Raw genomic sequence first — 20,919 nt, 5'->3', positions numbered from 1 at the left:
ATTATGAAAAAAAATAGCTATAAAACAATTGAATATATCACAGAAAATAGTTGTAAAGACATATTAAATAACTATGACTTTAGAGAAATAGATGCTTTACAATTATTAAAAATTAAGAAATTAGTTTATAAATATGAAGAGAGTTTATTGGAAGAGTTTTATAAATTTATTTTCTCCTTTAATCATGCAAAAAGATTTTTACATAATCAAGAGATTTTATATCGACATGAAAAAGGAATAAGAGCTTGGTATAGAAATTTATTTTGTGGTAAATACGATACTAATTACTTTTATAAATTAAATATTATAAGTGAAGTTCATGTTCGTATTGGATTACCAACACACTATGTAAATGCAGCATTTAGTTTTGTGAGAAGATTCATAAAAGATAAACTAATATCTGAAAAAAGATATGAAGTATTAAGTGCTTTTGATAAAATAATTGATATTAACTTAGATATCTTAACTATTTCTTATCAAGATGAAGAACAAACAAAACTTATAGATGAAATAATCTTACTAAAACTAGCTGTTGAAAATAATAATATAGAACCTTATATTCAGTCAATCTATAACTCAAAAACAATGAAAGTAGAAAAATATGAATGTTTAATGAGAATAATTAATCCAAATACCCTTGAGGTTAAATCCATATTCCCATATCTAGATATTGCAAAGAAAATTAAGCTTTATGAAAAGATGATGACCATCATGGTTGAAAAATCATTATCTTATTTCTCAACTCGAGATAATGAATTTAGCCTTAACTTATCTTATGAAGATATTGCTAATGAATCCTTTAGGAATTTTATATATGAAAAAGTTAAATCTTTTCCTTATTCTTACAATATTATTTTTGAGATTTTAGAAACAGATTTTATTGAAGACTTTTCAATTGTTGAGACATTTGTAAATAATGTTAGAATATTTGGTTGTAAAATTGCTATTGATGATTTTGGAAGTGGGTTTTCTAGTATGGAAAATATTTTAAAACTAAATCCTGAAATTATAAAAATTGATGGTTCATTAATAAAAGATATTCATACATCTAATGAATCAAAAACTATTGTTAGAAATATTATTAATATGGCAAAAGAATTAAATGCAAAAACAGTAGCAGAATACGTCCATTGTAAAGAGGTCTATGATACAATTCTTCAATTAAATGTTGATTTTATACAAGGTTTTTATCTTGCAGAGCCCAAAAGTCTAAAATAAAGTTTATAAAACTCTTCCCAGATATTAAATGACATAAAACAACTACCAACTAGTCTATTCTTAAGATAATATTTCAGTAAGAATCATAAAGGAATATTATGTTTAATTTTGGAAAAACAGAAGAAGAAGCAGGAAGATTAACTGCTATGGAAGAAAACTTTGCAATTATATCATTTAAGCCAGATGGCACAATAATTCATGCAAATGACAATTTCTTAAATGCATTAGGTGGTTATAAACCAAGTGAAGTAGTAGGGAAGCACCATAGAATGTTTTGTGATAAAACCTATACAACTACACAAGCATATGCTGATTTTTGGAAAAATCTAGCAAATGGAATAGCTCAAATTGACGAATTTGAAAGAATCAGAAAAGATGGTACATCTGTTTGGATTCAAGCTTCATATACAACAGTAAAAAATAAAAGTGGAAAAGTAACTCGTGTTGTTAAATTTGCTCAAGATATTACTGATGCAAAAAAAGTAATCCAATCAGTTAATGCAGCAATTGATTTAGCAAAAACAGGAATTATGAAACAAACTATAAAAGAAACAACTAAAAATGATGGCATCGAAAACCTTAAAAATGGGGTTAATGAGCTATTTGACATTGTATCTACTAAAGTTGGTGGTGATTTAAATAAAATTTCAGATGCCCTATTATCTTATCAAAAGTTAGACTTTACACATAGAATATCTGAAGATTCAGGAGAGGTATCTGAAGGATTAAATAACCTAGCAAATGTTGTAAATGATATGTTGGTCGAAAATAAAGCAAATGGATTAACACTCGATAAAAGTTCAGATTTACTTTTAATAAATGTAGATAAATTAAATCAAAGTTCAAATGAAGCAGCAGCTTCTTTAGAAGAGACAGCAGCAGCACTTGAAGAGATAACATCAAATATTAGAAACAATACTGAAAATATTGCAAAAATGGCAAGCTACTCAAATAATGTTACAACTTCTGCTTCAAACGGAGAAAACCTTGCAAATCAAACAACAGTTGCAATGGATGAAATTAATGTACAAGTAAAATCAATAAATGAAGCAATTAGTGTAATTGATCAAATAGCATTTCAAACAAATATCCTAAGCCTAAATGCAGCCGTTGAAGCAGCAACGGCAGGAGAAGCTGGAAAAGGTTTTGCGGTAGTTGCTCAAGAGGTAAGAAATCTAGCTTCAAGGAGCGCAGAAGCAGCTAAAGAGATAAAAGCTATAGTTGAAAATGCTACATTAAAAGCAAATGAAGGTAAAAATATAGCTGGAAATATGATTATTGGATATAAAGAGTTAAATGAAAATATTCAAAAAACTATAAATCTAATTTCAGATATTGAGATGTCAAGTAAAGAACAACAAACTGGAATAGAGCAAATAAATTCAGCAGTCAATCAACTTGATCAACAAACACAAGAAAATGCTATGATTGCATCACAAGCTCATGATATAGCAGTTACAACAGATACTATTGCTAAACTTGTCGTTTCAGAAGCAAACGAAAAAGAGTTTATTGGTAAAAATGAAGTGAAAGCAAAAGAGATGAACTTAAAAGCTGAACAATCTAAATCTACTCAAGTAAAAGAGAATAAAACTGCTTCTTCACAAAAAAAGAATGAACAAACAAGAATTTCAAAAAATGAAATAATAAGACCTAAAACAACTAAAGATGAATGGGAAAGCTTTTAAAGTTTTCCCATATATAAAACAAAAATTAAAAAAGTTACAAGAGTTTATTTTTAACATAATTATTAAAAATAGACTCTAACTCTTCTTCGTTAAAACTCATATTAAAATCATTTGATACTATTTTTTTAAAAGTTTCAAAACTGTCAATTAAAATCTCTTCTTGTGAATTTTCATATATCTTTATATAGTTGTCATTTCGTAAACTTCTTATTTCAGTATCATTTATGGATGAGATTACTAAGTTATTTACAAAAACTGCGGATGGATGTTTGTGTGAATAGAAGTGTCCCATTTCATAATCTGCTTCATTATAATTGTTTAACTCGTAATTTGTGATAGTAAATTTTTCTTCATCTTTTAATGACGCTAGGGCAAAAAGATTCTTTTCCAATGTTTTAACACAGTATGAAATACCCAAATGACTTGGCGTGAATTCATCTATTATTTTAACTGGAACACAAGGAGATCTAAATCCAATACCCACATCAATTAGATATCTTTCATCATTAAAGTTTAAAATTGTAAATCTATGGGTTTTTGGAACAATGTTGTTTGTATTGTTAACAACTCTTGCCATATATGATTTTACATCAAAACCTAACTCAGATAAAACTACAAAAAAAAGTTTATTGTGCTCAAAGCAATATCCACCTCTTTTATTTATAACAATCTTTTCATATATCTTATTTATATCCAAAGATATTTCATCTTTTAATAAAACAGTCATACTAGAAAAAGAAAATGTTTTTAAATGTGCTTTTATTAAGTGAGTAATTTCATCTAAGCTACTAATTTGCTTATCAAATCCTAAAGTTTTTAAATAATTCTTTACTATGTCTCTCATTTATTATCCTAAAAGTTAAAAAAATACTACTAGATTTTGTAGTAATTTTATCAATATTTACAAAAAAAGTCATTGTAAAACAATAGTGTAAATAAGATAGATTTTATCCTATTTTTTCTTTTTTTAAAATATTATATCAATAAAATCCCATATTTTAGGGATTTTAAGTAAATTGTAAAATTTCTTTATATAAAAAAACTTCTGTGGAACACTATGTGCAATTATCTATTTTGTAATTATAATATTAAAAGGAGACAATATGTCAGATTTAAGACAAATAGCGTTTTACGGAAAAGGTGGGATTGGTAAATCAACTACATCTCAAAATACATTAGCAGCAATGTGTCATTATTATGGAAAGAAAATTTTAATCGTTGGGTGTGATCCAAAAGCAGATTCAACTAGATTAATATTACATGAGAAAGCTCAATGTACAATTATGCAACTTGCAGCTGAAGCTGGAACTGTTGAAGATTTAGAATTAGAAGATGTATGTAAACCAGGTGCTGGAGAATTTCACCCAGATAACAATGATATAACTGAAGGTTACATTAATTGTACTGAATCAGGTGGTCCTGAGCCAGGTGTTGGATGTGCAGGTAGAGGTGTTATTACAGCAATTAACTTCCTAGAAGAAGAAGGTGCTTATGATGATGAATTAGATTTCGTTTCATATGACGTTCTTGGAGATGTTGTTTGTGGTGGATTTGCTATGCCTATTAGAGAAGGTAAAGCACAAGAGATTTATATTGTAATGTCTGGTGAAATGATGGCTATGTATGCAGCTAATAACATTTCTAAAGGTATTTTAAAATATGCAAATACTGGTGGAGTTAGACTTGCTGGTTTAATTTGTAATGCAAGAATGACAGATAAAGAGTATGATTTATCTAAACACTTAGCACAACAAATCGGTACTCAAATGATTCACTTCGTACCAAGATCTAACCACGTTCAAAGAGCTGAGTTAAGAAGAATGACAGTTGTTGAATTCTCACCATCATCTGACCAAGCTATGGAATATAAAGAGTTAGCAAGAAAAATTATTGCTAATGACTTAAAAGTTATTCCTGAGCCATTAGAAATGGATGACTTAGAAAACCTATTAATGGAATTCGGTCTTGAAGAAGAAGTTGACGAAGAAAACTTAGGTAAAAAAGCAGAAGAAGCTTAATAAATAAATTAAAAAATAAAAAAAAGAAATATAAGGAGAACAAAATGTTTGTATGTGGATACCACTTCCCAGCTGATATGGGTAATGATGTAAGTTTTGATAAAGTAATAGAGAAAGTACAAGATGGAATTGATGCTACAGGTAAATCTGTAACTGTTTCAAGTGAAACAAGAGAAGGTGTTAAATTAGAAGAAATTTCTATCCCAGAAGGTTCTTTTTTACATACTGCCTTAGTTGATTATTATACTAATACTGAGTGTAAAGAAAAAGATGGTTTTAAAATGGTTTATTATACTAACAAATACCAAATTTCTGAAATCTCAAAATCTGTTGACGGTGATGCAACTAAAGCAATTTGTAAAAAATTAGATGACATGAATCTATATAGAGTTAAAGTAGCATAAGCTACTTTTTCTTTCAAAGGAGAAAATTATGGGACCAGAAACATTAGAAAGTATTCAAAAGCAAGCAATTGCTGATGTACTAGAAGCTTATCCAGAAAAAGCTAAAAAAAATAGAGCAAAACACCTTGGGGTTGATAATCCAGAGGGTGTAAAAGGTTCTTGTGATACTACAAGAAGTAATAAACAAACTGTACCAGGAGTAATGTCTCAAAGAGGTTGTGCATATGCAGGATCTAAAGGTGTTGTTTGGGGACCAATTAAAGATATGATTCATATTTCTCATGGACCAATAGGTTGTGGGCAATATTCAAGAGGTGGAAGAAGAAACTATTATATAGGAACAACTGGTGTAGATACATTTGTTACTATGAATTTCTCGACTGACTTTAATGAAAAAGATATCGTATTTGGTGGAGATAAAAAACTTAAAAAAGCGTTAGAAGAGATTGATGAATTATTCCCATTAAACAATGGTATTTCAATTCAATCAGAATGTCCAATCGGTCTAATCGGTGACGATATTCAAGCAGTAGCTAAAGTACATAAAAAAGAGACAGGTCATCAAACTGTTGCTGTATCATGTGAAGGGTTTAGAGGGGTTTCACAATCTCTTGGTCACCACATCGCAAATGACATGATTAGAGATCACGTTATGCCAGATACATCACATAGAAAAGATTTCGAAACAACTCCTTATGACGTTGCAATTATCGGTGATTATAATATCGGTGGTGATGCTTGGTCAACAAGATTAATCTTAGAAGAAATGGGATTAAGAGTTATTGCACAATGGTCTGGTGATGCTACTTATAAAGAGTTAGCAATTGCTCCAAAAGCAAAATTAAACCTACTTCACTGTTATAGATCTATGAACTATATTTCTAGACATATGGAGCAAGAGTTTGGTATACCTTGGATGGAATATAACTTCTTTGGACCAAGTAAAACTACTGAGTCTTTAAGAAAAATTGCTTCATTCTTTGATGAAACAATCCAAGCAAAAACTGAAGCTACAATAGCTAAGTATACTGCTATGACAGATGCTGTTATTGCTAAATATAGACCAATGTTAGAGGGTAAAAAAGTTATGCTTTATGTTGGTGGATTAAGACCAAGACACGTTATTGGTGCTTATGAAGATTTAGGAATGGAAGTTATTGGTACTGGTTATGAGTTTGGACATGGTGATGATTATAAAAGAACTAAAGAAGATTTAGAAAGATCAACACTTATTTATGATGATGCAAATGAGTATGAGTTAGAAGAGTTTGTTAAACAATTAAGACCTGACTTAGTTGCAGCTGGTGTTAAAGAGAAATATGTATTCCAAAAAATGGGTCTACCATTTAGACAGATGCACTCTTGGGACTACAGTGGACCATACCATGGGTATGACGCATTTGCAATTTTTGCAAAAGATATGGATTTGGCTATGAATTCTCCTGTATGGGATCATACTACAGCTCCATGGGATAAAGAAGTAGAGGGAGCGTAATATGCAAGATTTAGATAATATAGTAAACGGACAAAAACTGTTTTTAAAACCTGAATATCAAGAAGTTTTAAAAAACAAAAAAGAATTCGAAGGTAACATGGGTTCTATTAATCCTGCTAAAGTTGATGAAATCCAAGAGTGGACTAAATCATGGGATTATAGAGAAAAAAACTTAGCAAGAGAAGCAATTACTGTTAATCCTGCTAAAGCTTGTCAACCTCTAGGTGCTGTAATGGCTGGTCTTGGTTTTGAAAATACTATGCCTTATGTACATGGTTCTCATGGATGTGTTTCATACTTTAGAACTTATTTTACAAGACACTTTAAAGAACCAACTCCATGTGTTTCTGATTCTATGAGTGAATCTGCAGCGGTATTTGGTGGATTATCAAATATGAAAGATGGTTTAAGAAACTGTAATGCACTTTATAAGCCAGATATGATAGCTGTATCTACTACTTGTATGGCAGAAGTTATCGGGGATGACCTTGGTGCTTTTATTCTTGGAGCTAAAGAAGATGCTGAGGGTGAATTAGACAATGTTATCATTCCTAATGCACATACTCCTTCATTCGTAGGTTCTCATATTACAGGTTATGATAATATGATGAAATCTATCTTAGAGCAAGTTAGTACTGAAAAAGGTGCTGTTGATGAAGAAAGAATTAATATTATCCCTGGATTTGAACCATATTTAGGTTCTTTAAAAGAGATTAAAAATATTTCTAAAATGTTCGGTGACAAAATTGTAATGTTAGGTGACCATGAAGAACAATGGGATACAGGAGCTGGTGAATATAAATTATACGCTGGTGGAACAAAAATTGAAGATCTTAAGACTTCAATTAATGCAAAAGCAACTATATCTTTACAAAAGTATTCTTCTATTGCAACTGCTAAAACTATTAAAAACAAATGGAAACAAACTTACGAAACTTGTAATCCAATTGGTTTAAGTGGTACTGATGCATTTGTTATGAAATTAGCAGAATTAACTGGTAAAGAAGTTCCTGAAGAATTAAAAAATCAAAGAGCTAAGCTAGTTGATGCAATGCAAGATTCTTACCCATATATGCATGGTAAAAAAATTGCAATCTGGGGAGATCCTGATTTCCTTTTAGGAATGGTTTCTTTCTTAGTTGAAATGGGTGCAATCCCAACACATGTTGTTTGTCACAATGCTCCTAGAAAAAACTGGGAAGCAGAAATGAGAGCAATCTTAGATAAATCAAACAGAACTGACGAATGTAACATTTGGCCAGGTAAAGATTTATGGGCATTAAGATCATTATTATTCACAGAACCAGTTGATTTCATGATTGGTAACGTTTATGGTAAAGAACTTTACAGAGATACAAAAATCCCACTTATCAGAATTGGTTTCCCAATTTTTGATAGACATCACTTACATAGATACTCTATGAGTGGTTATGAGGGAGCTATCAACCTTTTAACTTGGATTACTAATGGTATCTTAGACCAATTAGATGAAGAGACAAAAGATATTGCTGAAACAGATTATTTCTTCGATTCAGTAAGATAATTTTAAAACTAGAGGTTTTTCCTCTAGTTTTTTTTAGCTAATCGTTATATATAAAAATATATAATGCTTTTATCAATAAGGAAAAAAGATGAAAAAAATAGTCTTAGGAGTTTTATTATTGGGTATAACGCTATTTGCAAATAAAATTAATATTGCAGTTGCAGCAAATGTAAGCTATGCAATCAATGATTTAATAACAGAGTTTAATAAAACTAATCCAAATACAAAAGTTCATGTAACACTTGGAAGTAGTGGAAAACTAACTGCTCAAATTAAAAACGGAGCACCTTATAATCTTTTTATGGCAGCAAATATGAAATACCCAAATGCACTTTTTAGTGAAAATATTGCCATAACAAAGCCAATAATTTATGCCCAAGGAAGTTTAGCAATCTTAAGTGCAAAAAAACTAAACTTTTCAAAGGGAATCAATCTTGCAGTAGATAATTCAATAGAAAAAATCGCAATTGCAAATCCTAAAACTGCACCCTATGGAAAAGCTGCCCTTGAAGCTATGAAAAATGCAAAAATATATGAGAATATTGTAAAGAAACTAGTATATGCAGAGTCAATCTCACAAACTGTTACCTACACACTAACAGCTACTGATATTGGTTTTATTGCAAAGTCATCTTTATACAGCCCAAAGATGAGTATGTATAAAAAAGGGATTAATTGGATAGAGGTAGAAGAGAGACTCTATACTCCAATCAACCAGGGAATAGTTATACTAAAAAATGCAAAAGATAATAAAGAAGTAGAAGCATTTTATAACTTTATCTTAAGTAAAAATGCAAAAAAAATATTTAAAGAGTTTGGATATTTAGTACCATGAATAAAATAGAAGCAATCATATCTCAAATAGACAATATTGATAATCTTAATATTGTTCAATTTGACTTTTTGGGAATCAGTCTTAAAATGATGAGTTTGGATTTAAGTGAAAATATAAAAGTGGGTCAAAAAGTCATTTTGATAGTAAAATCTACAAATATCTTAGTGGCAAAAAACTTTGAAGGAATGCTAAGCTTCTCCAATCAATTCAAGGCAAAAATAGAAGAAGTAGATAATGGAAAACTTTTAAGTTCTATTTCTCTAAAAGTAAAAGAGCTAAATTTAGAATCAATTATTACCCAATCAAATTCTTCTAAAATGGATTTAAAAAAAGATGATGAAGTTACGGTTTTAATAAAAGCTAGTGATTTATCAATATATGAGGTGATAAATGATTGAAATACTAAAAAGCCTAGAGTTTACCCCTTTTTTATTATCATTTAAATTGGCCTTTGTTACCACTTTGATTTTGTTTGTTATATCTTTACCTTTTTCTTGGTATTTATCACAAACAAAATCAAAATTTAAACCAATATTCGAAGCTATAACTGCACTTCCTATTGTACTTCCTCCTTCTGTTTTAGGGTTTTATATTTTATGGGCACTCTCTATTAACTCTCCTATTGGAGCATTTTTTGAAGAGACTTTTGGAATAAAACTTGTTTTTAACTTTACTGGACTTGTCATTGCTAGCTGTTTTTATTCACTTCCTTTTATGATGCAGCCACTTCAAAGTGGCTTTGAAAGTATAAATAAAAACATGCTAGAAGCTAGTTATATAAGTGGGAAAAGTAAATTAGAAACCATGATAAGAGTAGCCTTACCAAACATAAAACCAGCCTTAATGACTGCTATAATTGTAACTTTTGCTCATACAGTTGGAGAGTTTGGAGTAGTTCTTATGGTGGGTGGAAGTATTCCAGGAGATACAAAAGTAGCCTCTGTAGCAATTTATGAATTTGTTGAAATTATGGATTATAGTATGGCTCATATTTATAGTGCTATTATGGTAATTATTAGCTTCTTAGTACTTTTAAGTGTATATATATTTAATGGTAAAAACAATAAAAAACTTGGTGGAGTTGCCTAATGCTAAAAATAGATATTAATAAAAAACTTCATGGGGCAAATGGAGATATGGATTTAGATGTAAATCTTACTATTAAGGAGGGTGATTTTGTTGCCCTAGCAGGACAAAGTGGTAGTGGGAAAACTACACTTCTGCGAATCCTAGCAGGACTAGAATCTGCAACTGGACATATAAGTATTGCAGATGAAGTTTGGTTGGAAAACAAAAATGTAATATCACCACAAAAACGAAAAATAGGATTTGTATTTCAAGATTATGCACTTTTTGCAAATATGAGTATTGAAGAAAATCTTTTATATGTAAATAAAGACAAAAATCTTGCCAATGAACTTTTAGAAATAACAGAGTTAAGTGAACTAAAAAAGAGATTACCAAACACTCTAAGTGGAGGTCAAAAACAAAGAGTTAGTCTATGTCGTGCTATGATGAACAGACCAAAACTTCTACTTATGGATGAACCCTTATCTGCTTTAGACCCACAAATGAGAAATAAACTCCAAGGCGAGATACTAAGCTTGCATAAGAAGTTTAATACTACAACTATAATGGTAAGTCATGATCCAAGTGAGATATATAGATTGTCAAATAGAGTTGTTGTATTAAATCATGGTCAAGTTATAAATGATGGACAAGCCAAAGATGTATTACTTAAAACTAGCGGTACACAAAAATTCTCTTTTGAAGGGGAGTTACTAGATATTGTAAAAGTAGATGTGATTTTTATAGCAATTGTAGCAATTGGACAACAGCTTGTAGAAATAGTAGTAGGAAAGGAAGAAGCACAAGATTTACAAATTGGTCAAATTGTACAAGTGAGTACAAAAGCTTTTGCACCAATGATAAATAAAAAATAATAAAATAAATTATTCATTTGCCTAAAAGGAATGCTACTTGCAACTTACTTAGTATATTTAAAAAAGGATTGCATTTGGAACTTGAGAAGTTTATTTTACCTCTAATACTAATTTTATACACTACTGGAATTATTCTTTACACAAATTATAAATATAAAAATAAAGCATAAAAATCTACGGAACACTTCTTGCATATACATTATCTAACCTTTTGTAGTTAAATTTTAAAGAGTAAAGTTTCCCGACTTTACTCTTTTTTTAAAAGGGATTTAAAAAGGAAGAAGTATTTATGGCAGAAGCAACTCTAGAAGCAACTCATAATTTTGCAAAAAAGTTTTCAACTTATAAAGAATTTTATATTAAAAGCAATGACCTGATTTTCTCAAAACTTGGTCTTGGAACTTTTAATAAAGAGCCTTACAAAGAAGAGAATTATGTTTTTCATTATATTGAAGGTGTAAAAGAGGCTGTTAAAAATGGTATAAACCTTATAGATTCTGCAAGTAATTATAGATATGGACAAAGTGAAAAAGAGATAGGAATAGCACTAAAAGAGCTTTTTGAAGAGAAAATAGTTACAAGAGAAGAACTAATTATTTGTTCAAAGGGTGGTTTTATTCAACTTGAATATCCATTTCCAAAAAACCCATATACTTGGATTGAAGAGAATATCATCGATTCAAAACTTGCAACAAAAGATGACATAGAACTTGACCAACACTGTTTAAGTGCTGACTTTATAGAGTGGTCTTGTAAAAAATCTTTAGAAAATATGGGAATTGATAAATTTGATATCTACTACTTACATAATCCAGAGATACAAATACAAAAACATGGATATAAAAAGTTCCTAAAAAAAGTAGAAACCATCTTCAGAAGACTTGAAAAAATGGTAACTATGGGCTTTATAAAATATTATGGAGTTGCTGTTTGGAATGGATTTAGTGATAAATCTACAGGTGAACATATTAACTTAGAAGATTTAGTAAATATTGCACAAAATGTTGGTGGAGAGAATCATCACTTTAAATATATTCAAACACCATTTAACATAGCAAAAACCTCAATATATACTATGCCAACACAGAGTGTAAAAGGTGAAGAGTGTACACTTTTACAAGCAGCACATAGACTTAAAGTTGGAGTAATTAGCAGTTCTTCATTACTTCAAATGAATCTATTTAAAAAATCATTTAAAGCAGAAACTGGTTATTTACTTGATAATAAAATGGTTTTAGAAAATGATATTCAACTAGCACTTCAATTTGTACGTTCAACACCAGGAATAATAAGTTCACTTTTTGCATCTAAGGTTCCTGTACATATAAAAAGTAATCTAAAAATAACTGAAATAAAAACAACTCCAAGAGCACACTACGACCTAATGTATAGAGTATAAATAATGATTTATGATGTAGTAGTTGTAGGTGGAGGAATTGCTGGACTAATGGCAGCAATAGAGGCCAAAGAGGTTGATAATAGCGTCGCTGTAATTACCAAGGGAAATATATTTAAATCTAATTCTGCCATGGCTAGTGGTGGAATAAATGCAGTTTTAGATAAAGATAACATTACTGAACTAAACTCACATATTAATGATACATTTAACTCTTCAAAGGGATTAGGTGATATAAAGTCCATAAACTATATGTGTAAAAGTGCCTCTGATATCATCACAAAACTTCAAGACTACGGTGTTGAGTTTGATAAAGATGAAAAGGGGGATATCTTACAAAGACCTTTTGGTGGAGGTTCTGTTAATAGAACTTGTTATGTGGGAGATAAAACTGGATTTGCAATAACTCAAGCACTTATAAAAAAAGCAAAAGAGGTAGGGATTACATTTTTAGTTAATACTTATGTCTTAAATTTAGCAAGATATAAAACTTCAATTTCTGGTGTTGTTTGTTTAAGAAGATCAGACTCTTCAGTTTTAGTCTATCCTGCAAAATCTGTTGTTTTAGCAGGTGGGGGATATGCTGGTATATTTAGAGGAAACTCAACAAATGCACAAGATTATACAGGTGATTTATTAGCTGTTTGTTTAAGAGCTGGAATGGTTTTAAAAGATATGGAGTTTTTACAATTTCATCCAACAGGAATAGCAAAAACAAATTATTTGGTAACTGAGGCAGCAAGGGGTGAGGGTGGCTATTTAATAAATAGTGATGGAGAAAGGTTTATTAATGAACTTGAGACCAGAGATAAGATTGCAAAAGCAATACTTGAACAACAACAAAATGGCAAAGAGGTCTTTATAGACCTAAGACATTTAGGACTTGAGAAAATCCAAGAAAAGCTACCTTCTCTATTCAACGCTGCATATAATCAAGTAGGCATTGATATAAGTAAAGAGTTGTTAAAAATAAAACCAGTAGCCCATTATAGTATGGGTGGAGTTGATACTAAAATGGGAACAACCAATATAAAAGGTCTTTATGTTTGTGGAGAGATGGCAGCAAATGGTGTACATGGGGCAAATAGACTTGGAGGAAATTCACTTCTAGAAGGGACTGTTTTTGGTGTATTAGCAGGAATAAAAGCTAGTAAACATGCCCAGTTTAATGACTTTTTACCAATTGATTATAATGATGTGATAAAAGATATTCAAAATATAGATAAAATTTTTGATGGTGAAACATCAAAAAACTTCAATGCTATTAGAATATCTTTAGGAAAAGCAATGTTTGAAAAAGTAGGAATCAAACGCTCAAAAACAAGCTTAATAAAAGCCTTTGATTATGTAAAATACCTAAGACGAGAATCATATTCACTACATTGTATAAATAAAGAAAAAAGAAATAATGTTGAACTTGTCTCTATTTTAGAACTACGAAATGCCCTAGAGATTTCTGAAGCAATTATACTTGCTGCTAAGAAAAGAAAAGAGAGTCGAGGGGCCCATTTTAGGGAAGATTATAGTGAAGAAAATATTAAATATAAAAAACATATTTTAATAAAAGAGATTCAAAAAGGTTTCTTCAGATTAAGATATGAAGATAACTCAATACTTACAAAAATAAGAAATCTATTTATAAATAGAATGGATTAAATTTAAAAAAAGGAGAATAAAATGGCAAAAGTAATGTTAAGAGAAAATGAGGGCAAAATATATTTTTATTTTGCAAAAAAAGATATGGAAGAGATTATAGAGTCTGTTGAGTTTAATACTGAAGAAAACTGGGGTGGAGAGTGTGAACTTTCAAATGGAGAGACTTGGTGGATACAACCAGGACCTAAAAACCTACCAAAAGAAGAAGTTTGTAAAAAACTAAATGGTTAAGATTAATTTGTATATTTTTTATACAAATTAATTTGTGAATTTCTATTCACCATGCTATACTAATAGTAAAAAAGGATTTTTATGTCGCTATTTGATAATACAGCCTGTAATTCATGTCTAACACTAAAAGAGTTAACAACACTTTATGAGATTTCAGCAGTTATTTCAAATCACTATGATTTAAAAACTTCTTTAGAAAAATCCATAAAGATTTTAAAAAATAGTCTAAACCTTACAAATTGTACTGTACATGTTTTAGACGAAGACCTACTATCAGTATTTGCATCTGTAGAACTTACAGCTATTCAAAAAAAATTAGCAACGTATAAAATAGGTGAAGGTGCAACTGGTATTGCAGCTGAATCTAAAGAACCTGTAGTTGTAGAAAATATTCATAGTGATTCACTATTTTTAAACAAATCAGGAAAAAGAGACTTTTCAGATCTCTCATATGTTGCAGTTCCTTTAGTTGTAGATAATCAAACAGTTGGTGTTTTAGGTGCTGCTCTTACAAAGAGTACAGAAATAGGATTTGAGGATTGCGTAAGAATATTGACAATTATTGCTTCAATATTTGCACAAGCTATTTACTCTTATCAACTATTTAACAGAGAGAAAGAAAGATTAGAAGAGTTGAAATCATATTATAAAATGGAATGGGACTCAAAAGTTCACAACTTTGGAGATATCATTGGTGATAGCCCAAAAATGGAACAAGTTTTCAAAGTAATAGAAAGAATAGCCCAATCTGAGGTTACTATCTTAGTGCGAGGGGAAACAGGTACAGGTAAAGAGTTAGTTGCCGCTGCTATTCATAAAAGAAGTAAAAGAAAAGATGAACCATTTATTAAATTAAATTGTGCTGCAATTACTGATACTTTATTGGAAAGTGAACTTTTTGGTCATGAAAAAGGTGCCTTTACCGATGCAAGAGAGACAAGAAAAGGAAGATTTGAACTAGCAGATGGGGGAACACTATTTTTAGATGAAATAGGTGATATCTCTGCTTCAGCACAAGTAAAACTTTTACGGGTACTTCAAGAGCGAGAATTTGAAAGAGTTGGTGGAAGTAAAACAATTAAAGTAAATGTTAGGCTAGTTGCTGCAACAAATAGAAATCTTGAACAAATGGTAAAAGAGGGTAAATTTAGAGAAGATTTATACTATAGATTAAATGTTATTCCTATAGATCTTCCAGCTCTTAGAGAAAGAGGTAATGATATAAAACAGCTTGTAAACTATTTCTTAGAACGCGCAATAAAAAATCATAAAAAGAGCGTAAAGATTTTAGATGATGCAATGGAAATACTTGCTGCTTATCCATGGCCAGGAAATGTAAGAGAGCTTGAAAATACAATTGAAAGAATTGTATTAATGGGAAATGAAGATGGTATAGATGCCCTTGATATGCAACTACTTCTTCCAGCACTTGAACGAGGTAAAATAGAGAATAAACCTATTGCTGCAGCAACTCAACAAACTCCTCTACCTAAACAAAGTTTAGAAGAGATGGAAAAAGCAGCTATAGAAGAAGCTTTAATTGCAAATAATTTTAATCAATCACATGCGGCAAAAGAGTTAGGCATAACACTTAGACAAATTGGTTATAAAATCAATAAATATGGAATAACAAATGAATTATAAAAATGAAGAGTTTCAACTTATTGATGAGTTTATTGATGTTGGATATATGGCAGAAAATATTGAAGCTATAGATTTACAAGGAAATGAGTTAACTATAAAAAAAGCAAGTCCAAATAGAATGATTCAGATTTTTTTATCATTTCCAAATTTTGAAGACTTTAAAGAAGAAATCATAGCTTTTGATGAGTTTATGAATGATGCAGAAGTTGAAATTTTTACCTATTTAATTTTTAATAAAAACACAAATTTTGATTATAAATTTAAAAAAATAATTCCAGTTTTTGATATAAATGAAGATTTTGCAAATATGTATGGCACAAAAATCATAAATGGAAGTTTAGAAAATAGTCTAACAAAAGCACTATTCTTAGTTGGAAAAGATGGCGCAATCTACCATATTGATATGCCAGAAAATTTAGAGAAACCTTTAGATATGGATAGAATTAGAATCGAACTAAACAAAGTTTACCAATCATATACAGGAGTTGGTTGCCACGATTAATCCCTTTGTTTTTGCCTTAAACTCTCTAGTTTTAGGCTAGTGTAGTGTATTTTAAAATGATTAATCAAAGGGAACGGCATTTGCATATTATATACAGATAAAGTAATAGATTGGATACCATAATGGATAACTTAATAGAAAAATTAAAAAGTGGCACTATTGTCCCATTTTTAGGGATGGGTGTATTCGAAGATTGTACTGCAAAAGATGGAACAAAGCTTCCATTTGATAGCGATTCGATGATTTTAGCTTTAAATAACGGAAGAGCTATGAGCCCAAGACTTATGTATGAATACAGTCGTGCAGCTATGAGTTTAGAGCAAAGAAAAGGTAGAGAATTTATAATTCAAATGACTAATCATATCTACAGTTCTAAAGAGTATGATTTACCAAATGTATACACTTGGCTAAAACAAATCAAACCAAAATATATCATTGATACAAATATGGATGATAGCCTACAAAAAATCTACAGTGATGAAGAACACTTTCTTATCACAGGAGTTTCTAGAATAACTGCTGATTATGATAGATTTATAATATATAAATTTGATGTTAGTAAAAATGATTATGAAAAAATAGAAAAAGAAGCCTTAACTTTAGATTTACCAATTTTATTTAAACCTATGGGTTCAACAAAACCTGAGATGAATTTTATCATCTCAGATGCTGATTTTGTGGATTGGTTAACTGAAGCCATGGGTGGTTTTGCTATACCTGCTATACTAAAAGATTTTAGAAAAGATAAAGAGTACCTTTTTATGGGTGTTGATTTTGCTAAAGATACTTTTAGAATGGTAGCAAATGAGATTACGATGGATTTAAAAGGTGGGTTTACTATACTTAATAAACCTGAACTAACAAAAAAAGAGGATAAATTTATTAAAACTCACAATTTAGAAAATTTAAATTTGAGTTTAAATGAGTTTATAAATAGCCATGCCTAGTAAATTAAAATCATGTGACTTTTGTGGAAAAGAGATAAAAGAGGTCAAAAAAATATTTTCAAGTGAAAAATCAAATATTTGTGATGAATGTATCTCTATGTGTTCAAATGTTATGGAAAAAGAGACCATAAAAGAGGCTAAAAAAGAGTTTCAAAAAGGTCTTAGTGTTCCAATTAAAATAAAAGAACATCTTGATGAATATGTAATAGGACAAGATGATGCTAAAAAAGTTTTAGCAGTAGCTTTATATAACCATTACAAAAGAATTGATAAACCAATAATCAAAAATGTTGAACTTGAAAAGTCAAATATTATGTTAATAGGTCCTACAGGAAGTGGTAAAACTCTACTTGCAAAATCATTAGCAAAAATCATGGACGTACCTTTTGCCGTTGCAGATGCAACAGCTTTAACAGAAGCTGGATATGTGGGTGAAGATGTTGAATCTATACTTTCAAGACTTCTTGCAGCTGCTGATTTTGACTTGGAAAAAGCAAAAAGAGGGATTGTCTATATTGATGAAATAGATAAAATTGCCAATAAAAGTGAAAGTGCTACAAGTGGAAGAGATGTAAGTGGAGAAGGTGTTCAACAAGGTTTATTAAAAATCCTAGAAGGTGCAGAAGTTTATGTTCCTGTAAAAGGAAGTAGAAAAAACTCTTCAGCTGAAACAATTATTTTTGATACTACCCATGTCTTATTTATCTGTGGTGGTGCTTTTGTAGGATTAAGAAAAGATGAAAATAAAGATAAATCATCTGTTATGGGATTCTTAAATAAAGATAGCAAACAAAAAGATAAAAAAGATATAGAAGCAAAAGAGCTTATCTCTTTTGGATTGATTCCAGAGTTTATTGGAAGAATTCCAGTAATTGCTGAACTTAACAAGCTTTCAAAAGATGATTTAATCAGAGTTTTAAAAGAGCCTAAAAATGCCATCACAAAACAGTATGAAATACTTTTTGAGCTTGATGGAGTTGATTTAAAATTTGAAGATAAAGCCTTAGATGAAATAGCAAATATTGCTTATGAAAAAGATGTAGGTGCTAGAGGTCTTAGAGGTATCATAGAGAGACTTATGCTTCCTCTTCAATACACAATACCATCTGAAGAGAATCTTGGTACCTGTGTGATTACAAAAGATTACATAACTGAAAATAAAGATGTGGATTTGATTTATACAAAAAGTAGTGAAAAAAAAGTCTCAAAAGAGATAAGCTACGATGATATTAAGAAGTAATTTACAAATATGTAAAGCTACAAGTGTAGATATACCTATACTTGTAACACTTCTTAAAGCACTATTTAGTATAGAAAAAGATTTCTTTTTTGATGAAAAAAAACATAAAGATGGATTAAACTTATTAATCAATTCTAGAAACTCCCAAGTAATAATCGTAAAATTTGAAAATGAAATAATTGGAATGATAACAATACAAAAGATTATCTCTACAGTTATGGGAACAAAAGTCGGACTTATTGAGGATTTTATAATCAAAGATGATTATAGGGATTTAGGAGTTGGAACTTATCTTTTTGAATATATAAAAGATTATGCTGAAAAAAATAGCCTAACAAGACTACAACTTGTCTGCGATGAAGACAATATAACTGCAAAAGAGTTTTATACAAATAAGAAATTTAAACAAAGTAATTTAAACGCTTGGTACTACACTCTATAAAAATAATTCAATAATGGAACACTATTTGCATCTTCTTTTTATATATTTATATAAGGAAAGACAATGGCAGTTAAAATTACAGAAGAGTGTATAAGTTGTGAGGCATGTGCTCCAGAGTGTCCAGTGGCAGCAATTTTAGAAGATGGTCATGCAAAAAATCCTACAGATGTATTTTATGTAAAACCAGAATCATGTGTTGAGTGTGTTGATCATGCAGACAAACCAAGATGTGCAGAAGCATGTCCAACAGAAGGTGCAATTGTATGGGATATGCCTTATACTGCAGAGTATTCTGAGTACTATGCAATGGGTAATGACGAAGGAACATATAAAATTAGAGAACATAAAACAAAAGGTCTTATGTTACCTACTGTAAAAGCTCAAAAGTTTATCGAAGATATATCTATTGAAGATAGAGAATCTTACGCAAACGTAGGACAATTTTAGTCTTTGATTGTTGACAATTAATGCCCATTCGGTTATATTTCATTTATGGAAAATAAATTTAATATAGATGGCAATTTTTGGGTAAACAAAGATGAAAAAGCCTTTATTGGCAAAGGAAGAGTTGAACTTCTAAAAAACATCCAAATTTATGGATCTATCTCTAAAGCAGCAAAGCAAATGAAAATGAGCTATAAAGCTGCTTGGGATAGTGTTGATATTATGAATAAACTATCTCGTGAACCTTTAGTTACTAAAGTAACTGGTGGCGTTGGTGGAGGTGGAACAGTAATAACAACCTATGCAAAAGAGATCATCAATGCTTATGATGAGTTAAAAAATCTACATGAAACTTATTTAAAAAATATGACTAATCTTTTTGATGGATTAGTAATTGACCTAAAAAATGAAAAACCTGTTTTCTCAAAACTTCAAGGAATTATTACAAATATTATTTCAACAAATAAAACCTGTGAAATAGAGATTATCTTAAACTCAAAACAAAAATTAATAACTATTGTAAATGAAGAATTTTTATTAAAAAGAGAGTTAAAAGTTGATAAACCTGTAAAACTATTAATTGAAACTAGCTCCGTAGTTATTACAAAAGATGAAAACTCTAGTAGTGCTAGAAACTACCTTAAAGGTAGAGTAAAAGAGATAGATGATGATGGAATAAGCACCTATTTGACTATTGATTGTGGAGATAAAGATATAATAAATGCAAAAATCACAAACTCTAGTTATAAAAACCTATCAATTGAAAAAAATAATCTAATTTATGCCTTTTTCAAAGCATACAACATAAATATTATTTAAGATAAAGTGATATAAGCCAAAACAGCATATCTAGAAAATTTTGAAATAACAACCAATAATAAAAAGTATTTGAAATTAAACTTTAAAATACCTGCAATAAAAGTTATAGGATCGCCAATAAATGGCACCCAAGATAGAAGTAATGACCAAGCTCCATATTTATCAAAAAAGCTTTTAGCACCTTGTAAACTCTTTTTTGAGATGATATTCTTATTTTCTAAATACTCTTCACCCTTCAGCCCCAAATAGTAATTTAAACAAGCACCCGCACTATTTCCTAAAGTAGCCACAAAAAGAAGTAGATATACGTTATACCCTTCTAAGATATCATATACAAGTAAAGCCTCACTTCCCATTGGGAAAAGTGTTGCAGATATGAAACTTGAGAAGAGAAGTGCTAAATAAGTCATCAACTTTCTTTTTCCTACTTTTAAAATTTATTATAATTTTAAGT

General features: G+C 30.0%; 22 protein-coding genes. 20 read left to right on the top strand and 2 right to left on the bottom strand.

Annotated elements, in window-relative coordinates; all coding sequences use genetic code 11:
* Nucleotides 1-3 precede the first annotated feature (3 nt).
* Nucleotides 4-1,218, top strand: a complete 1,215-nt coding sequence (locus tag Q0617_RS02590) for an EAL domain-containing protein (RefSeq protein WP_298750170.1) — start codon at nt 4-6, stop codon at nt 1,216-1,218.
* A gap of 98 nt (nt 1,219-1,316) precedes the next feature.
* On the top strand, nt 1,317-2,906 hold the full coding sequence (locus Q0617_RS02585) for a methyl-accepting chemotaxis protein (RefSeq protein ID WP_298750168.1): 1,590 nt from the start codon (nt 1,317-1,319) through the stop codon (nt 2,904-2,906).
* Nucleotides 2,907-2,940: 34 nt separating this feature from the next.
* Here the strand turns inward: Q0617_RS02585 and Q0617_RS02580 are convergent, their stop codons facing one another.
* Nucleotides 2,941-3,750 (bottom strand): arylamine N-acetyltransferase, encoded by an 810-nt coding sequence (locus Q0617_RS02580; RefSeq protein ID WP_298750166.1) that lies wholly within the window; start codon nt 3,748-3,750, stop codon nt 2,941-2,943.
* Between the two features lie 259 nt (nt 3,751-4,009).
* Between Q0617_RS02580 and nifH the strand changes: the two genes are divergently transcribed.
* The 18 genes from nifH (at nt 4,010) to Q0617_RS02490 (ending at nt 20,465) form a co-directional block, all read left to right on the top strand.
* A complete protein-coding gene (gene nifH / locus Q0617_RS02575; RefSeq protein ID WP_298750163.1) occupies nt 4,010-4,924 on the top strand; it encodes a nitrogenase iron protein in 915 nt (304 codons plus the stop codon).
* Nucleotides 4,925-4,968: 44 nt separating this feature from the next.
* Complete coding sequence (locus Q0617_RS02570) at nt 4,969-5,328, top strand: hypothetical protein (protein WP_298750161.1); 360 nt, start codon at nt 4,969-4,971, stop codon at nt 5,326-5,328.
* A gap of 28 nt (nt 5,329-5,356) precedes the next feature.
* On the top strand, nt 5,357-6,823 hold the full coding sequence (gene nifD, locus Q0617_RS02565; RefSeq protein ID WP_298750159.1) for a nitrogenase molybdenum-iron protein alpha chain: 1,467 nt from the start codon (nt 5,357-5,359) through the stop codon (nt 6,821-6,823).
* 1 nt (nt 6,824) lies between these two features.
* A complete protein-coding gene (gene nifK, locus Q0617_RS02560) occupies nt 6,825-8,366 on the top strand; it encodes a nitrogenase molybdenum-iron protein subunit beta (protein ID WP_298750157.1) in 1,542 nt (513 codons plus the stop codon).
* A gap of 88 nt (nt 8,367-8,454) precedes the next feature.
* Nucleotides 8,455-9,201, top strand: a complete 747-nt coding sequence (modA, locus tag Q0617_RS02555; RefSeq protein ID WP_298750155.1) for a molybdate ABC transporter substrate-binding protein — start codon at nt 8,455-8,457, stop codon at nt 9,199-9,201.
* The gene (locus Q0617_RS02550) at nt 9,198-9,599 is read left to right on the top strand and encodes a TOBE domain-containing protein (RefSeq protein WP_298750153.1); all 402 of its coding nucleotides are present in this window, start codon (nt 9,198-9,200) and stop codon (nt 9,597-9,599) included. The genes modA and Q0617_RS02550 overlap by 4 nt, the downstream gene beginning before the upstream one ends.
* The gene (gene modB, locus Q0617_RS02545; protein WP_298750151.1) at nt 9,592-10,290 is read left to right on the top strand and encodes a molybdate ABC transporter permease subunit; all 699 of its coding nucleotides are present in this window, start codon (nt 9,592-9,594) and stop codon (nt 10,288-10,290) included. The genes Q0617_RS02550 and modB overlap by 8 nt, the downstream gene beginning before the upstream one ends.
* Entirely contained in the window at nt 10,290-11,144 is an 855-nt protein-coding gene (locus tag Q0617_RS02540; RefSeq protein WP_298750147.1) for an ATP-binding cassette domain-containing protein, read from the top strand. The genes modB and Q0617_RS02540 overlap by 1 nt, the downstream gene beginning before the upstream one ends.
* Nucleotides 11,145-11,433: 289 nt before the next feature.
* Nucleotides 11,434-12,543, top strand: coding sequence for an aldo/keto reductase (locus tag Q0617_RS02535; RefSeq protein WP_298750145.1), 1,110 nt, complete (start codon nt 11,434-11,436; stop codon nt 12,541-12,543).
* 3 nt (nt 12,544-12,546) lie between these two features.
* Complete coding sequence (locus Q0617_RS02530; protein ID WP_298750144.1) at nt 12,547-14,196, top strand: FAD-dependent oxidoreductase; 1,650 nt, start codon at nt 12,547-12,549, stop codon at nt 14,194-14,196.
* Nucleotides 14,197-14,217: 21 nt separating this feature from the next.
* A complete protein-coding gene (gene nifT / locus Q0617_RS02525) occupies nt 14,218-14,427 on the top strand; it encodes a putative nitrogen fixation protein NifT (RefSeq protein ID WP_298750142.1) in 210 nt (69 codons plus the stop codon).
* A gap of 81 nt (nt 14,428-14,508) precedes the next feature.
* A complete protein-coding gene (locus tag Q0617_RS02520; protein ID WP_298750140.1) occupies nt 14,509-16,071 on the top strand; it encodes a sigma 54-interacting transcriptional regulator in 1,563 nt (520 codons plus the stop codon).
* On the top strand, nt 16,061-16,573 hold the full coding sequence (locus tag Q0617_RS02515) for a hypothetical protein (RefSeq protein WP_298750138.1): 513 nt from the start codon (nt 16,061-16,063) through the stop codon (nt 16,571-16,573). The genes Q0617_RS02520 and Q0617_RS02515 overlap by 11 nt, the downstream gene beginning before the upstream one ends.
* 122 nt (nt 16,574-16,695) lie before the next feature.
* The gene (locus Q0617_RS02510; protein WP_298750136.1) at nt 16,696-17,520 is read left to right on the top strand and encodes an SIR2 family protein; all 825 of its coding nucleotides are present in this window, start codon (nt 16,696-16,698) and stop codon (nt 17,518-17,520) included.
* Nucleotides 17,513-18,760, top strand: coding sequence for an ATP-dependent Clp protease ATP-binding subunit ClpX (gene clpX, locus Q0617_RS02505; RefSeq protein ID WP_298750134.1), 1,248 nt, complete (start codon nt 17,513-17,515; stop codon nt 18,758-18,760). Before Q0617_RS02510 ends, clpX begins: the two co-directional genes overlap by 8 nt.
* Complete coding sequence (locus tag Q0617_RS02500; protein ID WP_298750131.1) at nt 18,744-19,202, top strand: GNAT family N-acetyltransferase; 459 nt, start codon at nt 18,744-18,746, stop codon at nt 19,200-19,202. Before clpX ends, Q0617_RS02500 begins: the two co-directional genes overlap by 17 nt.
* 63 nt (nt 19,203-19,265) lie before the next feature.
* Nucleotides 19,266-19,649, top strand: coding sequence for a 4Fe-4S dicluster domain-containing protein (locus Q0617_RS02495; protein ID WP_298750129.1), 384 nt, complete (start codon nt 19,266-19,268; stop codon nt 19,647-19,649).
* 45 nt (nt 19,650-19,694) lie between these two features.
* Entirely contained in the window at nt 19,695-20,465 is a 771-nt protein-coding gene (locus Q0617_RS02490) for a TOBE domain-containing protein (protein WP_298750127.1), read from the top strand.
* On the opposite strand, the gene Q0617_RS02485 is transcribed toward Q0617_RS02490, so the two are convergent.
* Nucleotides 20,462-20,875: a YqaA family protein gene (locus tag Q0617_RS02485; protein ID WP_298750125.1), complete on the bottom strand. Its 414-nt coding sequence runs from the start codon at nt 20,873-20,875 to the stop codon at nt 20,462-20,464. The genes Q0617_RS02490 and Q0617_RS02485 overlap by 4 nt on opposite strands.
* Nucleotides 20,876-20,919: the final 44 nt, after the last annotated feature.

It is taken from the genome of uncultured Arcobacter sp., from assembly GCF_937982575.1.
GTDB lineage: Bacteria > Campylobacterota > Campylobacteria > Campylobacterales > Arcobacteraceae > Arcobacter.
Note: the sequence above shows the minus strand (reverse complement) of the source record. Positions and strands in the feature narration are given on the sequence as shown.

Coding starts and splice junctions, on each gene's coding strand:
- Q0617_RS02510 (WP_298750136.1), top strand. CDS start 16,696: ATGGATAACTTAATAGAAAAATTAAAAAGTGGCACTATTGTCCCATTT.
- nifT (WP_298750142.1), top strand. CDS start 14,218: ATGGCAAAAGTAATGTTAAGAGAAAATGAGGGCAAAATATATTTTTAT.
- Q0617_RS02495 (WP_298750129.1), top strand. CDS start 19,266: ATGGCAGTTAAAATTACAGAAGAGTGTATAAGTTGTGAGGCATGTGCT.
- Q0617_RS02535 (WP_298750145.1), top strand. CDS start 11,434: ATGGCAGAAGCAACTCTAGAAGCAACTCATAATTTTGCAAAAAAGTTT.
- modA (WP_298750155.1), top strand. CDS start 8,455: ATGAAAAAAATAGTCTTAGGAGTTTTATTATTGGGTATAACGCTATTT.
- modB (WP_298750151.1), top strand. CDS start 9,592: ATGATTGAAATACTAAAAAGCCTAGAGTTTACCCCTTTTTTATTATCA.
- Q0617_RS02490 (WP_298750127.1), top strand. CDS start 19,695: ATGGAAAATAAATTTAATATAGATGGCAATTTTTGGGTAAACAAAGAT.
- nifH (WP_298750163.1), top strand. CDS start 4,010: ATGTCAGATTTAAGACAAATAGCGTTTTACGGAAAAGGTGGGATTGGT.
- Q0617_RS02550 (WP_298750153.1), top strand. CDS start 9,198: ATGAATAAAATAGAAGCAATCATATCTCAAATAGACAATATTGATAAT.
- Q0617_RS02590 (WP_298750170.1), top strand. CDS start 4: ATGAAAAAAAATAGCTATAAAACAATTGAATATATCACAGAAAATAGT.
- Q0617_RS02585 (WP_298750168.1), top strand. CDS start 1,317: ATGTTTAATTTTGGAAAAACAGAAGAAGAAGCAGGAAGATTAACTGCT.
- Q0617_RS02520 (WP_298750140.1), top strand. CDS start 14,509: ATGTCGCTATTTGATAATACAGCCTGTAATTCATGTCTAACACTAAAA.
- nifD (WP_298750159.1), top strand. CDS start 5,357: ATGGGACCAGAAACATTAGAAAGTATTCAAAAGCAAGCAATTGCTGAT.
- Q0617_RS02580 (WP_298750166.1), bottom strand. CDS start 3,750: ATGAGAGACATAGTAAAGAATTATTTAAAAACTTTAGGATTTGATAAG.
- clpX (WP_298750134.1), top strand. CDS start 17,513: ATGCCTAGTAAATTAAAATCATGTGACTTTTGTGGAAAAGAGATAAAA.
- Q0617_RS02500 (WP_298750131.1), top strand. CDS start 18,744: ATGATATTAAGAAGTAATTTACAAATATGTAAAGCTACAAGTGTAGAT.
- Q0617_RS02530 (WP_298750144.1), top strand. CDS start 12,547: ATGATTTATGATGTAGTAGTTGTAGGTGGAGGAATTGCTGGACTAATG.
- nifK (WP_298750157.1), top strand. CDS start 6,825: ATGCAAGATTTAGATAATATAGTAAACGGACAAAAACTGTTTTTAAAA.
- Q0617_RS02485 (WP_298750125.1), bottom strand. CDS start 20,875: ATGACTTATTTAGCACTTCTCTTCTCAAGTTTCATATCTGCAACACTT.
- Q0617_RS02515 (WP_298750138.1), top strand. CDS start 16,061: ATGAATTATAAAAATGAAGAGTTTCAACTTATTGATGAGTTTATTGAT.
- Q0617_RS02540 (WP_298750147.1), top strand. CDS start 10,290: ATGCTAAAAATAGATATTAATAAAAAACTTCATGGGGCAAATGGAGAT.
- Q0617_RS02570 (WP_298750161.1), top strand. CDS start 4,969: ATGTTTGTATGTGGATACCACTTCCCAGCTGATATGGGTAATGATGTA.